This window comes from Variovorax sp. V35, assembly GCF_041154465.1.
GTDB lineage: Bacteria > Pseudomonadota > Gammaproteobacteria > Burkholderiales > Burkholderiaceae_C > Variovorax > Variovorax boronicumulans.
Genome location: NZ_AP028666.1, coordinates 7,171,455 through 7,184,049 on the forward strand (window position 1 = coordinate 7,171,455; position 12,595 = coordinate 7,184,049).

12 protein-coding genes are annotated in these 12,595 nt (G+C 68.4%); 6 read left to right on the forward strand and 6 right to left on the reverse strand.

All coding sequences use genetic code 11. The features are described from left to right. Positions 1-34: 34 nt before the first annotated feature. Positions 35-1,144 (reverse strand): recombinase RecA, encoded by a 1,110-nt coding sequence (recA, locus tag ACAM42_RS33215; protein WP_062482792.1) that lies wholly within the window; start codon positions 1,142-1,144, stop codon positions 35-37. A gap of 146 nt (positions 1,145-1,290) precedes the next feature. Here recA and ACAM42_RS33220 point away from each other — a divergent pair, with 146 nt between their 5' ends. Next, positions 1,291-1,776 (forward strand): MarR family winged helix-turn-helix transcriptional regulator, encoded by a 486-nt coding sequence (locus ACAM42_RS33220; protein ID WP_062482795.1) that lies wholly within the window; start codon positions 1,291-1,293, stop codon positions 1,774-1,776. A 62-nt stretch (positions 1,777-1,838) separates the two neighbouring features. Beyond that, positions 1,839-2,513 carry a response regulator transcription factor gene (locus tag ACAM42_RS33225; RefSeq protein ID WP_056575150.1) on the forward strand — a complete coding sequence of 225 codons (675 nt, stop codon included), beginning with the start codon at positions 1,839-1,841 and terminating at the stop codon, positions 2,511-2,513. A 26-nt stretch (positions 2,514-2,539) separates the two neighbouring features. Here ACAM42_RS33225 and ACAM42_RS33230 read toward each other — a convergent pair whose 3' ends face one another. Beyond that, on the reverse strand, positions 2,540-3,505 hold the full coding sequence (locus ACAM42_RS33230) for a hypothetical protein (RefSeq protein WP_369630681.1): 966 nt from the start codon (positions 3,503-3,505) through the stop codon (positions 2,540-2,542). Positions 3,506-3,647: 142 nt separating this feature from the next. On the opposite strand from ACAM42_RS33230, the gene ACAM42_RS33235 reads away from it, so the two are divergent. Both ACAM42_RS33235 and ACAM42_RS33240 read left to right on the forward strand, forming a co-directional pair. Further along, positions 3,648-5,090 carry a sensor histidine kinase gene (locus tag ACAM42_RS33235; protein WP_062480377.1) on the forward strand — a complete coding sequence of 481 codons (1,443 nt, stop codon included), beginning with the start codon at positions 3,648-3,650 and terminating at the stop codon, positions 5,088-5,090. Next, on the forward strand, positions 5,087-5,812 hold the full coding sequence (locus ACAM42_RS33240) for a HEAT repeat domain-containing protein (protein WP_369630682.1): 726 nt from the start codon (positions 5,087-5,089) through the stop codon (positions 5,810-5,812). Before ACAM42_RS33235 ends, ACAM42_RS33240 begins: the two co-directional genes overlap by 4 nt. 5 nt (positions 5,813-5,817) lie before the next feature. Here ACAM42_RS33240 and ACAM42_RS33245 read toward each other — a convergent pair whose 3' ends face one another. The 3 genes from ACAM42_RS33245 to ACAM42_RS33255 are packed head-to-tail and all read right to left on the reverse strand — an operon-like array spanning position 5,818 to position 7,465. Then, positions 5,818-6,018, reverse strand: a complete 201-nt coding sequence (locus ACAM42_RS33245; RefSeq protein ID WP_369630683.1) for a sporulation protein — start codon at positions 6,016-6,018, stop codon at positions 5,818-5,820. Between the two features lie 8 nt (positions 6,019-6,026). Then, a complete protein-coding gene (locus tag ACAM42_RS33250) occupies positions 6,027-6,842 on the reverse strand; it encodes a biotin--[acetyl-CoA-carboxylase] ligase (RefSeq protein WP_369630684.1) in 816 nt (271 codons plus the stop codon). 2 nt (positions 6,843-6,844) lie between these two features. Beyond that, complete coding sequence (locus tag ACAM42_RS33255) at positions 6,845-7,465, reverse strand: SET domain-containing protein (protein ID WP_095747777.1); 621 nt, start codon at positions 7,463-7,465, stop codon at positions 6,845-6,847. A 192-nt stretch (positions 7,466-7,657) separates the two neighbouring features. Here ACAM42_RS33255 and ACAM42_RS33260 point away from each other — a divergent pair, with 192 nt between their 5' ends. After that, positions 7,658-10,627: a DNA topoisomerase III gene (locus ACAM42_RS33260; protein ID WP_070063301.1), complete on the forward strand. Its 2,970-nt coding sequence runs from the start codon at positions 7,658-7,660 to the stop codon at positions 10,625-10,627. A gap of 6 nt (positions 10,628-10,633) precedes the next feature. Next, entirely contained in the window at positions 10,634-11,614 is a 981-nt protein-coding gene (locus ACAM42_RS33265) for a tripartite tricarboxylate transporter substrate binding protein (protein ID WP_369630685.1), read from the forward strand. Between the two features lie 4 nt (positions 11,615-11,618). Here ACAM42_RS33265 and ACAM42_RS33270 read toward each other — a convergent pair whose 3' ends face one another. Continuing rightward, positions 11,619-12,554 carry a LysR substrate-binding domain-containing protein gene (locus ACAM42_RS33270; RefSeq protein WP_369630686.1) on the reverse strand — a complete coding sequence of 312 codons (936 nt, stop codon included), beginning with the start codon at positions 12,552-12,554 and terminating at the stop codon, positions 11,619-11,621. Positions 12,555-12,595: the final 41 nt, after the last annotated feature.

The following is a 12,595-nucleotide window of genomic DNA, read 5'->3' on the forward strand; positions in this document are numbered from 1 at the left end:
CCCACGCACTGCGCGAAGGCCGCTTATCTCAAACTTACTCCGCCGCCTTGTCGGCCTTCGATGCCTTGGCGGGCTTCTCGGCCTTCTCGGGTTCGCTGCCGGCGTCGGCCGCGAGCAGCGGAATGCCCAGCGACTCGCGCACCTTGTTCTCGATCTCGCGCGACAGGTCGGGGTTCTCGCGCAGGAACTCGCGGGCGTTGTCGCGGCCCTGGCCAATCTTCTCGCCGTTGTAGGCGTACCAGGCGCCCGACTTGTCGATGATCTTGGCGTTCACGCCCATGTCGATGATCTCGCCCTCGCGGCTGATGCCTTCGCCGAACAGGATGTCGAACTCGGCCGTCTTGAACGGCGGGCTGACCTTGTTCTTCACCACCTTCACCTTGGTTTCGTTGCCGATGGCTTCGTCGCCCTTCTTGATGGTGCCGATGCGGCGGATGTCCAGGCGCACCGAGGCGTAGAACTTCAGCGCGTTGCCGCCGGTGGTGGTTTCGGGCGAGCCGAACATCACGCCGATCTTCATGCGGATCTGGTTGATGAAGATGACCATGCAGTTGGTCTTCTTGATCGTGGCCGTGAGCTTGCGCAGCGCCTGGCTCATCAGGCGGGCCTGCAGGCCGGGCAGCGAGTCGCCCATTTCGCCTTCGATTTCGGCCTTGGGCGTGAGCGCGGCGACCGAGTCGACCACGATCAGGTCGACGGCGCCCGAGCGCACCAGCGAGTCGACGATTTCCAGGGCCTGCTCGCCGGTGTCGGGCTGGCTGATCAGCAGGTCGGACAGGTTCACGCCGAGCTTCTGGGCGTACTGCACGTCGAGGGCGTGCTCGGCGTCGACGAAGGCGCAGGTGCCGGCCTGCTTCTGCATGGAGGCGATCACCTGCAGCGTGAGCGTGGTCTTGCCCGAGGATTCCGGGCCGTAGATTTCAACGACGCGGCCACGGGGCAGGCCGCCGACGCCCAGGGCGATGTCCAGGCCCAGCGAGCCGGTGGAGACCACTTGGATGTCTTCCAGCGCCTCGCCTTCGCCCAGGCGCATGATCGTGCCCTTGCCGAACTGCTTTTCGATCTGGGCCAGCGCGGCCTGCAGGGCCTTGGCCTTTTCACTGTTGGCGACCGAGATGCTTGCGCCCTTGACGACTGCGTCCATGTGGAAATCTCCTTGAATATCAACGGTTTGTGTCGGGATTCATCCATCTGCTTTTAACCACAGACTGGATGCTTGAACAGTAGTGTAGGGGCTCATGGCGATTCGCAAACCCACTTTAAAGTCAGTTTGCCTTACCATCTAAGGCCATGGCCGACCCCGCCTTTCCCACCGATCCCGACGCCTGGCGCCAGACCCATCTGGGCCGCCTGCTGGGCCATGCGATGCGCCGCTTCGACGAGCGCGTGCTGGCGCTCATGGCGCACGACATCGACGTGCCGCTGGCGCTGTCCAACCTCGCGGCGCGCGCGCAGGTGAGCGCGGCGCACATCCACATCACGCGGCACCTGGCGCGCGAGGGCTCGCGCCTGACCGAACTGGCCGAGCGCGCCGGCATGACCAAGCAGGCCATGGGCACGCTGGTCGACCAGTGCGAGGCCTGGGGGCTGGTCACGCGCGGCCCCGACCCGCTCGATGCGCGCGCGCGACGCGTGCTCTTCACGGCCGACGGGCTGGCCTGGCTGGACGCCTTCCGCCGCGCCGTGACGCAGACCGAGCGCGAGTTCCGCGCCAGCGTGGGCGACGAGATCGCCACCGTGGTAACCATCGGACTCGAAGCCTATACAGCGGGCTAGACTCGCGTTGAGACAAATGTGAACTGCGCCGGCATGGCGCCTGAATCCGCCGGAGGTGGCTCATGCGAATACTGATTGCCGAAGACGACCAGGTGCTGGCCGATGCCCTGCTGCGCAGCCTGCGCACCTCGGGCGCGGCGGTCGATCACGTGGCCAACGGCTCGCAGGCCGACACCGCGCTCATGACCCACAGCGAGTTCGACCTGCTGATCCTCGACCTCGGGCTGCCCAGCCTGCACGGCATCGAGATCCTCAAGCGCCTGCGCGCGCGCGGCTCGCAGCTGCCGGTGCTGGTGCTCACGGCGGCCGACAGCGTGGAAGAGCGCGTGAAGGGCCTGGACCACGGCGCCGACGACTACATGGCCAAGCCCTTCAGCCTGCAGGAGCTCGAGGCGCGCGTGCGCGCCCTCACGCGGCGCGGCATGGGCGCCACCAGCAACGCGATCCGCCACGGCCCGCTGGTCTACGACCAGGCCGGCCGCGTGGCGACCATCGACGGCAAGATGATCGAGCTGTCGGCGCGCGAACTGGGCCTGCTCGAGGTGCTGCTGCAGCGCGCCGGCCGGCTGGTCAGCAAGGACCAGCTGGTGGACCGGCTGTGCGAATGGGGCGAAGAGGTGAGCATCAACGCCATCGAGGTCTACATCCACCGCCTGCGCAAGAAGATCGAGAAGGGACCGGTGCGCATCGCGACGGTGCGCGGGCTGGGCTACTGCCTCGAGAAGATTCCCGGTTGAGCGTGCCCCGCCCGCGCGCAATGCCGTCAGGGCTGCTTGCGCAGATTGACGAGCAGCGTGGCGCCGGTGTTCGAACGGATCAGGAACATGAGGCTGCGGAAGTAGCCGTTGCTGTCGTACACGCCCGCCGGCACCAGCCCGATGATGGCCGGCCCGGCATAGCTGCCGGTGGCGGCGGGGGTGAGCTTGCAGTCGTTGGTGCTGGCCGTGGCGGCATTCACGGCCTTCAGCGTGAGGCTGTACATGTTCTTGGCCGAGCCGGGCTGCGCCAGGGCGACAGTACCCGAGAGCGTGCACTGGCCGATCTGCACGCCGCTCGTGCTGCCGGTGAACACGCCCTGGCCGTCGACCTGCACCGTCACGCCCAGGCTCGGGCTGCTGTCGGTGTTGGACCACGTGCCGGTCATGCTCGCCTGCGACACCGCCAGCGCGTTCTCGATGGTGTAGGCCAGCGGGCCGATATCGGACGGCCTGCCATTGTCGTAGGCGTAGGTGCCATTCACCGACTTCTTCGGCGTGAAGGTGCCCGAGCCGGTCACCGGATACGCGTTGGGCGGGACATACAACTGGGTGTCCGGGTTGAAGGACCAGTCGAGCCCCGTGACCTTCAGCGCCCCCCACATCGTGGTCCCGAGGAAGCTGCCTGCCAACGAACCGTTGGTGCCGACGAAGGCGATGCCTCGCACGCCGGCATAGATGCCTTCGCTGTCGTTGCCCACCGCGGCGGTGGAGCCGGGCTGCGGCGCGCTCAACGAAGGCGACGGCTCGGAGCCCGGCACGGCGGCGCGGTTCTCGGCCGGTGCGGGCGCGGGCGCCGGGGCTGGGGAGGGCGCAGGGGCGGGCGCCGGAACCGGTGCGATCGGCAGCATCGGCATCCCACCGCCGCCCCCGCCACCTCCACCGCCGCATGCAGTCACACCCACGCTGGCGGCCAACACGGTCGCGGCCATCCAGAGCGGCTTGGGGCAGCCGCCCACGGTCTTTTGCTTCATGATTTCTCCCTGATGTTTTTGAATTGCAGAAACTGCACGTCAAGGCTACAACCAGTCACACCTTGTCAATGAAACGTCACACCTGCGAATCGCAGTACTAGTTCACGCTCGCCCGCGTTCTTTCGTCTTGCCAGGAACTCCCTTGAAGCTCTTCCAGCGCGCCCAGCGCTCCCTGTTCGGCGAGATCCTCGACTGGATGCTCACGCCGCTGCTGCTGCTCGTGCCGGTGAGCATCGGCGTGACCTGGCTGGTGGCGCAGGGCATCGCCAACGCGCCCTTCGACCGCGCGCTGGAGCACAACGTGAAGGTGCTGGCCGAACTGGTCACGGTGAAGCAGGGACAGACGCACTTCGTGCTGTCGCAGTCGGCGCGCGAGATCCTGCGTGCCGACGACGCCGGCCACATCTACTACCAGCTGCTCGACGGCCACGGCACGCTGCTGCACGGCGAGCGCGACCTGCCGCAGCCCAACGTGGACGACCCGCCCGGCACCAACGTGGTCCTGCTGCACAACAGCACCGTGCACGGCCAGCCGGTGCGCGTGGCCTCGCTGTGGATTCCCAGCGGCAGCGAAGAAGTACCGCCGTCGCTGCTGCAGCTGGCCGAGACGCGCGAGAAGCAGGCGGTGCTCGCCACCGAGATCATCAAGGGCGTGCTGCTGCCGCAGTTCGCGATCCTGCCGCTGGCGGTGCTGCTGATCTGGCTGGCGCTGGTGCGCGGCATCAAGCCGCTGTCGGTGGTCGAGGCGCGCATCCGCGAGCGCCGCCCGGGCGACCTGAGCCCGCTCGACGAATCCTCGGTGCCGCTCGAGGTGGTGCCGCTGGTGTCGTCGGTGAACGAGCTGCTCGACAAGCTCAACGATTCCATCTTCACGCAGAAGCGCTTCCTGGCCGACGCCGCCCACCAGCTCAAGACGCCGCTCGCGGGCCTGCGCATGCAGGCCGACCTGGCGCAGCGCGAGGGCGCCAACGCCGACGAACTCAAGCAGTCGCTCAAGCAGATCGGCCGCGCCAGCGTGCGCGCCACCCACACCGTGAACCAGCTGCTGTCGCTGGCGCGCGCCGAGGGCACCAGCGCCATGACGCACTGCCAGCCCTGCGACCTCGCGCGGCTGACCATCGAGGTGGTGCGCGAGGCCGTGCCGCGCGCGATCGAAAAGCGCATCGACCTGGGCTACGACGGCGTCCAGGCCGGCGCGCCCGGCGTGATGGTCGACGGCAACCCGACGCTGCTGAAAGAGTTGGTGCGCAACCTGGTCGACAACGCGCTCAACTACACGCCCTCGACGCCCGAGCGCCCCGGCGTGGTCACGGCGCGCGTGCTGGCCGACCCCTTCGGCCACGTGCAGCTGGTGCAGGTGGAAGACAACGGCCCCGGCATCGCCGAGGCCGACCGCGAGCTGGTGTTCGAGCCCTTCTACCGCGTGCTCGGCAACGAGGCCGACGGCTCCGGGCTGGGCCTGCCGATCGTGCGCGAGATCGCCAACCAGCACCGCGCGCGGGTCAAGCTCGAAGACGCGCACCCCGGCAAGCACCCGCCGGGCGCGCTCTTCACCGTGCGCTTCGAGGAGGCCCCGTCGGAATGAATCCGCTCGACACGCTGCGCCAACGCTTCCTGGAAATCCGCCTCGACACCGACGTGTCGGACATGTTCGACTTCGGCGCCGATCTGCTGGAACAGGATTCAGCCGAGGCGCTGGGCTTCCACTACACGCTGCTGCACGACACCGGCATGGACAGCGAGCTCTACGACTGGCTGTGCCGCAAGTTCGGCGAGCGCGGCGACGAAGCCGAAGACCACCTGCTCGCGCAGTTCGACCAAGAGCCCGACCCGGCCATGCAGGCCACGGTGCTGCAGCTGCTCGGCGGCTTCAAGTACCGCAAGGGCCGTCGCCTGAAAGAGACCGCGGCCCTCGCGCGCGCCGCGCTCGCGTCGCCGCACGACGAGCTGCGCTGCAAGGGGCTGTGGGTGATCGGCTGGCTCGGCGGCACGACCGACATCGCCAAGGTCGTGCCGCTGCTCACGCACGATGCCGTCGCCACGAACCGCCGATGGGCCGCGAGCGCGTTGATGCAGATCGTGTTCAACCGCCGCAGCGCTGCGCCCCAGGCGCTCGAGCCCTTGCGCCAGGCGCTCGACACCGAGACCGATCCGGCCGTGCTGGGCGGCATCCTGGTCGCGGTGCAGGAAATCGCGGGCAAGAAATTCGGCCTGAGTTCCAGCTCGCACGAGCCACCGTCCGAAGAAAAACTGCAGGCCGCATTGGCCAAGGCGCGGCGCATGTTCGCGCGCGCTGCTGCGGCCTGACCGGGTCAGGGCGCGGGCGTGCCCGAAGGCTTTGCGTCTTTGCGGATCTGCACCCACTCGGGGTGGATCTGCCGCGCCATTCGCTGCGGCTCGCGCTCGTCGAGCGCCGCGGGTGCGAGCCCGAAGCCGGCCAGGTCGCCGCGCGTCCACAGCCAGTAGCCCGCGTTGGCGGCGAGCAGGGCGACAAGGAACAAGCGAAGCTTCATGCCCTCGCTCAGAAAGACATGCCGCGCGGACGCACGCTCACTTCATCGCTCGAGATCAGTTGCAGGCCGGCGTCGGTGCGCACCTGCAGCTCGCCGCCCCAGGCCACGCCTTCGCACAGGCCGGCGGTGCCGTCGCTGAGCGTCACCTCGCGCCCGCGCAGCACGTCGCGCGCCGCGAAGCGTTCGGCGAAAGGCGCGAAGCCCTGCGCCTCGAAGGCAAGCACGCTGCGCACCAGCGGCTCGGCCAGCGACAGCAGCACCTCGGGCGCGGATGCGTCGGGCTGCCACTGGCGCAGCCAGGCCGGCGGCGTGCGCATGCCGTCGCCCTCGCGCGGGCCGATGTTGATGCCGATGCCCACCACGAGGTAGCGCGCGGCATCGGGCCGGGCGGTCTGCGGCATCGCCGTTTCGATGAGGATGCCGACCAGCTTGCGGTCGTTCACCCAGATGTCGTTGGGCCACTTGAGGCCGACCTGGTGCGCGCCCGTCGGGTCGAGGCTTTCGGCCACGCTCACGCCCACGGCCAGCGACAGGCCCGACCAGTCGGCCGGCGCCAGCGGCATGCCGAGCGAAAAGGTGAGGGAGGCGGGCGCCTCGGGTTGTTGCGCGCTCTGCCAGGGGCGGCCGAGGCGACCGCGCCCCGCCGTCTGGCGCTCGGCCACGAGCAGCACGGGGTCGGTGCGGCCGGCGCGCGCGCGGCGCATCAGCTCGGTGTTGGTGGAATCGATTTCGGCCACGGCCTCGACCGCGAAGCCGGACAGCAGCGGCGCGACCGTCGCGGCGATCCGGTCTTCGAACCAGGCGCTGGCCGGCGTCGTGGCCATCGTCAGTCTCCGGCGGCGGCCGGGGCGTCGCCCTTGGACTTCTTCTTGCCGTCGGCCTTTTTCTTGTCGGCCTTCTTGTCCGCTTTTTTCTTCTCGGCTTTCTTTTCAGCCTTCTTCGCTTCCTTGGCCTCGGCCTTCTTCTTCTCGGCCTTTTTCTTGGCCTTCTTCTTTTTCTTCTTGTCCTTTTCCTCGTCCTCGTCCTTGGGCGTCAGCAGCGTGCCGCGGCACATCTCGGAGCCGCACCAGCACGGGAACTCGGACAGCAGCTTCTCGGTGTACGGCTCGTCGATGATCAGGCCGTAGTCGTAGTTCAGTTCCTCGCCGGCGGCGATGTTTCTCAGGGCCTTGATATAAACGCGCCCATCGACTTCGTCGGCCTCGCAGTTCGGCTCGCACGAGTGATTGATCCAGCGCGCGTCGTTGCCCTTCACGTTGCCGTCGATCACGCGGCCGTCGTCGATGTGGAAGTAGAAGGTGTGGTTCGGCTGGGTCGGGTCGTGCGGATGGCGGCGCAGCGCCTCTTTCCAACTGATGACCTCGCCCTTGTATTCGATCAGCGTTTCACCTTCGGCCAGGTCCTGCAGGGCGAACACGCCGTTGCCGTGGACGTCCGAGCGGCGCATCTGGATGCGCCGGCCACCGGAGCGCGTGGCGGCGGAGCGCGCCTCGGGCTCGGTCACGGGGGCGGCTTCCTTGTCGCGGCCGGCGGAAAGTGGGGATTTGGAAGGCATCGCCGAAGTCTGTTAGGTTGAATATGCACACATGCGTGTGCGCGCGTGCGCACGCGGAAGCCGCAGAGTATAGAGAGCCCTCAGATGACAAAGACTTTGGTAATCGCAGAAAAGCCGTCGGTGGCCCAGGACATCGTCCGGGCCCTCACGCCGGTGGCCGGCAAGTTCGACAAACATGACGAGCATTTCGAGAACGACACCTACGTCGTGACCAGCGCCGTGGGCCACCTGGTCGAGATCCAGGCCCCGGAGGAATTCGACGTCAAGCGCGGCAAGTGGAGCTTCGCCAACCTGCCGGTGATTCCGCCGCACTTCGACCTCAAGCCGGTCGACAAGACCAAGACGCGCCTGAACGCCGTGGTCAAGCAGGCCAAGCGCAAGGACGTGACGCAGCTCATCAACGCCTGCGACGCGGGCCGCGAGGGCGAGCTGATCTTCCGCCTCATCGAGCAGTACGCCGGCGGCAAGAGCCCGCTGGGCAAGCCGGTGAAGCGGCTGTGGCTGCAGTCGATGACGCCGCAGGCGATCCGCGACGGCTTCGATGCGCTGCGCACCGAAAAGCAGATGCAGGGCCTGGCCGACGCCGCGCGCTCGCGCTCCGAGGCCGACTGGCTGGTGGGCATCAACGGCACGCGCGCCATGACCGCATTCAATTCGCGCGACGGCGGCTTCTTCCTCACGACCGTGGGCCGCGTGCAGACGCCGACGCTGTCCGTCGTCGTGGAGCGCGAGGAGCAGATCCGCAAGTTCGTCTCGCGCGAGTACTGGGAAATCCACGGCAGCTTCGCGGCCGAGGCCGGCCAGTACCCCGGCAAGTGGTTCAACCCCGACTGGAAGAAGGCCAACGCGCCGCTGCTGGCCAACGGCGAGCCCGATGCCGAGCAGCGCGCCGACCGCGTGTGGTCCGAGCAGGAAGCCCGCGCGATCGCCGACGCTTCGCGCGGCAAGCCCGCCACCGTCACCGAAGAGAGCAAGCCCACCACGCAGGCCTCGCCCGCGCTGTTCGACCTGACCTCGCTGCAGCGCGAGGCCAACGGCCGCTTCGGCTTCAGCGCCAAGACCACGCTGGCGCTGGCGCAGAGCCTGTACGAACGCCACAAGGCGCTGACCTACCCGCGTACCGATTCGCGCGCGCTGCCGGAAGACTATCTGCCGGTCGTCAAGCAGACCATGGAAATGCTCGCCGGCAGCGGCATGAAGCACCTGGCGCCGTTCGCGCAGCAGGCGGTCGACGGCAACTACGTCAAGCCCAACAAGCGCATCTTCGACAACGCCAAGGTGTCGGATCACTTCGCCATCATCCCGACGCTGCAGGCCCCGAGCGGGCTGAGCGAGGCCGAGCAGAAGCTGTACGACTTCGTGGTGCGCCGCTTCCTGTCGGTGTTCTTCCCGAGCGCCGAGCACCAGGTGACCACGCGCATCAGCACGGTGGAGCAGGGCGGCAAGAAGTACCCGTTCCGCACCGACGGCAAGGTGCTGGTCAAGCCGGGCTGGCTCGCCATCTACGGCAAGGAAGCCCAGGACGACGAGAAGGAAGACGACAAGGACGGCAAGCGCCTCGTGCCGGTGAAGCCGGGCGAGATCGTGCAGAACGAGTCGGCCGACCTCAAGGGCCTGAAGACGCGCCCGCCCGCACGCTATTCGGAAGCCACGCTGCTGGGCGCCATGGAAGGCGCCGGCAAGACCATCGACGACGACGAACTGCGCGAGGCCATGCAGGAAAAAGGCCTGGGCACGCCAGCCACGCGCGCGGCCACCATCGAAGGGCTGATCGCCGAGAAGTACATGCTGCGCGAAGGCCGCGAGCTCATTCCGACCGCCAAGGCCTTCCAGCTCATGACGCTGCTGCGCGGCCTGGGCGTGGAAGAACTCTCCAAAGCCGAGCTCACGGGCGAGTGGGAATACAAGCTGGCGCAGATGGAGAAGGGCGCGCTCAGCCGCGACGCCTTCATGCGCGAGATCGCCGAGATGACGGAGCACATCGTCAAGAAGGCCAAGGAGTACGACCGCGACACCGTGCCGGGCGACTACGCCACGCTCGCCACGCCCTGCCCCAACTGCGGCGGCGTGGTGAAGGAAAACTACCGCCGCTACGGTTGCACCGGCAAGAGCGGCACGGGCGAGGACGCCTGCGGCTTCTCGTTCGGCAAGTCGCCGGCCGGGCGCACCTTCGAGGTGGCCGAGGCCGAGCAGCTGCTGGCCAACAAGCACATCGGCCCGCTCGAGGGCTTCCGCTCCAAGGCGGGCTGGCCCTTCACCGCCGAGATCATCCTCAAGTACGACGGGGAAGAAGCCAAGAACTGGAAGCTCGAGTTCGACTTCGGCGACGACAAGAACGAAGACAGCGGCGAGATCGTCGACTTCAGCCAGCAGGACACCGTGGGCCCGTGCCCGGTCTGCGGTGCGCCGGTGTTCGATCACGGCAGCAACTACGTCTGCGAGAAGTCGGTGCCGACGAACGAGCAGCCGACCCCGAGCTGCACCTTCAAGACCGGCAAGATCATCCTGCAGCAGCCGGTCGAGCGCGACCAGATGGAGAAGCTGCTCGCCACCGGCAAGACCGACCTGCTCGACAAGTTCGTCTCGATGCGCACGCGCCGCGCCTTCAAGGCCTTCCTCACGTGGAACGCCGAAGAAGGCAAGGTGACCTTCGAGTTCGCACCGCGCGAAGGCGGCAGCAAGTTCCCGCCGCGCAAGACCTTCGGCAAGCCGGCCGCGAAAACCGCGGCAGCCAAGAAGGTCGCGGCGAAGAAGACGCCCGCCGCCAAGAAGGCACCGGCCGAGAAGAAGGCGGCCAAGCCGCGCAAGCCGGGCGCGGGCCTCAAGCCCAGCGACTCGCTGGCCGCGGTGATCGGCGCCGAACCGGTGGCGCGCACCGAGGTCATCAAGAAGCTGTGGGACTACATCAAGGCCAACAACCTGCAGGACGCGACCAACAAGCGCGCGATCAACGCCGACGCCAAGCTGAAACCCGTGTTCGGCAAGGACCAGGTGACGATGTTCGAACTCGCGGGCATCGTGGGCAAGCACCTCTCGGCGCCCGACGCGGCCTGACGACGCATGCAGCGCCGACACCTCGCCGCCGCCCTGTGTGCAGCGATGCTGCTGGGCGGCGCGGGACTGGCCCAGGCCGCCGCGTGGCCTGACAAGCCCGTCAAGCTGGTCGTGCCTTTCCCGCCCGGGCAGGCCACCGACATCTTTGCCCGCGCGCTCGCCGAACAGCTCGGCAAGCGGCTGGGCCAGCCCGTGATCGTCGACAACAAGGCGGGCGCGGGCAGCAACATCGGCACCGAGTTCGTGGTGCGCGCGCCGCCCGATGGCTACACGCTGGTCGTGGCGGGCAGCGCGATGGCGGTGAACCAGACGCTCTATGCCAAGCCGGGCTTCGACTCGCGCAAGGACCTGGTCGGCATCTCGCTCATCGCGAAGGTGCCGCTGGTGTTCCTGGCCACGCCCGAAAGCGGCATCCGCACGCTGGCCGAGCTCACGGCGCGCGCCAAGGCCGAGCCCGGCAAGCTGAGCTACGCGAGCGCCGGCATCGGCGGCACGCAGCACCTGTCGGGCGAGATGTACAAATCGGCGGCGCATGTGTTCATCACGCACATTCCGTACCGGGGCAGCGGGCCGGCGCAGGCGGACTTCCTGGGCAACCAGGTGCCGCTGATGGTCGACTCGGTGACGGCCGCGCTGCCGCACATCAAGGCGGGCAAGGCGGTTGCGCTGGCGGTGACGTCGGCCACGCGCTCGTCGCAACTGCCCGAGGTGCCCACCGTGCGCGAGAGCGGCGTCGCGGGCACCAAGAACTTCGAGGCCGTGGGCTGGCTCGGCCTGATGGCGCCGCGCGGCACGCCGTCCGAGGTCGTGGCGCGGCTGAACCACGAAGTGACCGACATCCTCAAGAGCGAGCAGATGGCGCGCTTCATCCGCGACCGGGGCTCCGAGCCGGCACCGACGACCGGCGCCGAGTTCGACCGTTTCGTGGCGAGCGAGATCGGGCTCTGGGGTGCGGCGGTGAAGGCGTCGGGCGCGAAGCCCGAGTAACTTCTCAGGCCGGCGCAGCCAGCGGCAGCGCCGTCGCTTCCCCGCTGCGGTCGACCTCGGCCAGCAGCCAGTGGCGGAAGTGATCCAGCGTGGCCAGCTGGCCGCGCCCTTCGGGGTAGCAGAACCAGTAGCCCTCGCTGCCCCGGTAGCCGCCGTCGGGCAGCGGTTCGTCCACCAGCCCCGACGTGATTTCGTCCTGCACCAGGCAGCGCGGCACCAGCGCCACGCCCATGCCGGCCATGACCGCGCGGATCATGGTCTGGAACTGGTCGAACTGCAGGCCGGCCAGCGGGTCGAGCCCGCGCACGCCGTGCGCCTCGCTCCAGTGCAGCCACGACTGCGGCACGCTCACATGGCGCAGCAGGGTGCAGCGCGCCACGTCCTGCGGCGTGCGGATGGGGGCCTCGGCCTGCGCGGCGCGCGGGGCGATCAGCGCCACGTCCTGCCCCGCCAGGTAGTGCGAACGCGCGCCGGGCCAGTGGCCGTCGCCGAACAGGATGGCGCAGTCGAGCTCGGGCCGCTCGAAGTCGTAGCCGTGCACGAAGGGCACGAAATGCAGCGTGATCTGCGGGTGGCGCTGCTGGAAGTCGGGCAGGCGCGGAATCAGCCACTTGGCGCCGAAGGTGGGCAGGGTCGACAGGTGCAGCGCGCCGCCGCCGTCGCCGCTGGTGATGAGCTCCAGCGTGGCCGCCTCCAGCTGCGCCAGCAGGGCGCGCACCGCCTTCTCGTAGCGTTCGCCGGCCGGCGTGAGCGCCAGGCGCTTGCGGCTGCGCTCGAACAGCGGCGCGCCGATCCAGCGCTCGAGCTCCTGCACCTGCTTGCTCACCGCGCCCTGCGTGAGGTGCAGCGCCTCGGCCGCGCGCGACACACTGCCGAAGCGCACCACGGTGGAGAAGGCGCGCAGCAGGTTCAGGGGCGGGTTGAGGCGTCTCAGCGGCATGGGGGAGCCCATCAAGTCATTCCAGATTGGAATGATATCGG

What these genes read in the sequence shown, in the direction of transcription:
- recA (WP_062482792.1), bottom strand. Translation starts at nt 1,144, where the DNA reads ATGGACGCAGTCGTCAAGGGCGCAAGCATCTCGGTCGCCAACAGTGAA.
- ACAM42_RS33220 (WP_062482795.1), top strand. Translation starts at nt 1,291, where the DNA reads ATGGCCGACCCCGCCTTTCCCACCGATCCCGACGCCTGGCGCCAGACC.
- ACAM42_RS33225 (WP_056575150.1), top strand. Translation starts at nt 1,839, where the DNA reads ATGCGAATACTGATTGCCGAAGACGACCAGGTGCTGGCCGATGCCCTG.
- ACAM42_RS33230 (WP_369630681.1), bottom strand. Translation starts at nt 3,505, where the DNA reads ATGAAGCAAAAGACCGTGGGCGGCTGCCCCAAGCCGCTCTGGATGGCC.
- ACAM42_RS33240 (WP_369630682.1), top strand. Translation starts at nt 5,087, where the DNA reads ATGAATCCGCTCGACACGCTGCGCCAACGCTTCCTGGAAATCCGCCTC.
- ACAM42_RS33245 (WP_369630683.1), bottom strand. Translation starts at nt 6,018, where the DNA reads ATGAAGCTTCGCTTGTTCCTTGTCGCCCTGCTCGCCGCCAACGCGGGC.
- ACAM42_RS33250 (WP_369630684.1), bottom strand. Translation starts at nt 6,842, where the DNA reads ATGGCCACGACGCCGGCCAGCGCCTGGTTCGAAGACCGGATCGCCGCG.
- ACAM42_RS33255 (WP_095747777.1), bottom strand. Translation starts at nt 7,465, where the DNA reads ATGCGCCGCTCGGACGTCCACGGCAACGGCGTGTTCGCCCTGCAGGAC.
- ACAM42_RS33260 (WP_070063301.1), top strand. Translation starts at nt 7,658, where the DNA reads ATGACAAAGACTTTGGTAATCGCAGAAAAGCCGTCGGTGGCCCAGGAC.
- ACAM42_RS33265 (WP_369630685.1), top strand. Translation starts at nt 10,634, where the DNA reads ATGCAGCGCCGACACCTCGCCGCCGCCCTGTGTGCAGCGATGCTGCTG.
- ACAM42_RS33270 (WP_369630686.1), bottom strand. Translation starts at nt 12,554, where the DNA reads ATGCCGCTGAGACGCCTCAACCCGCCCCTGAACCTGCTGCGCGCCTTC.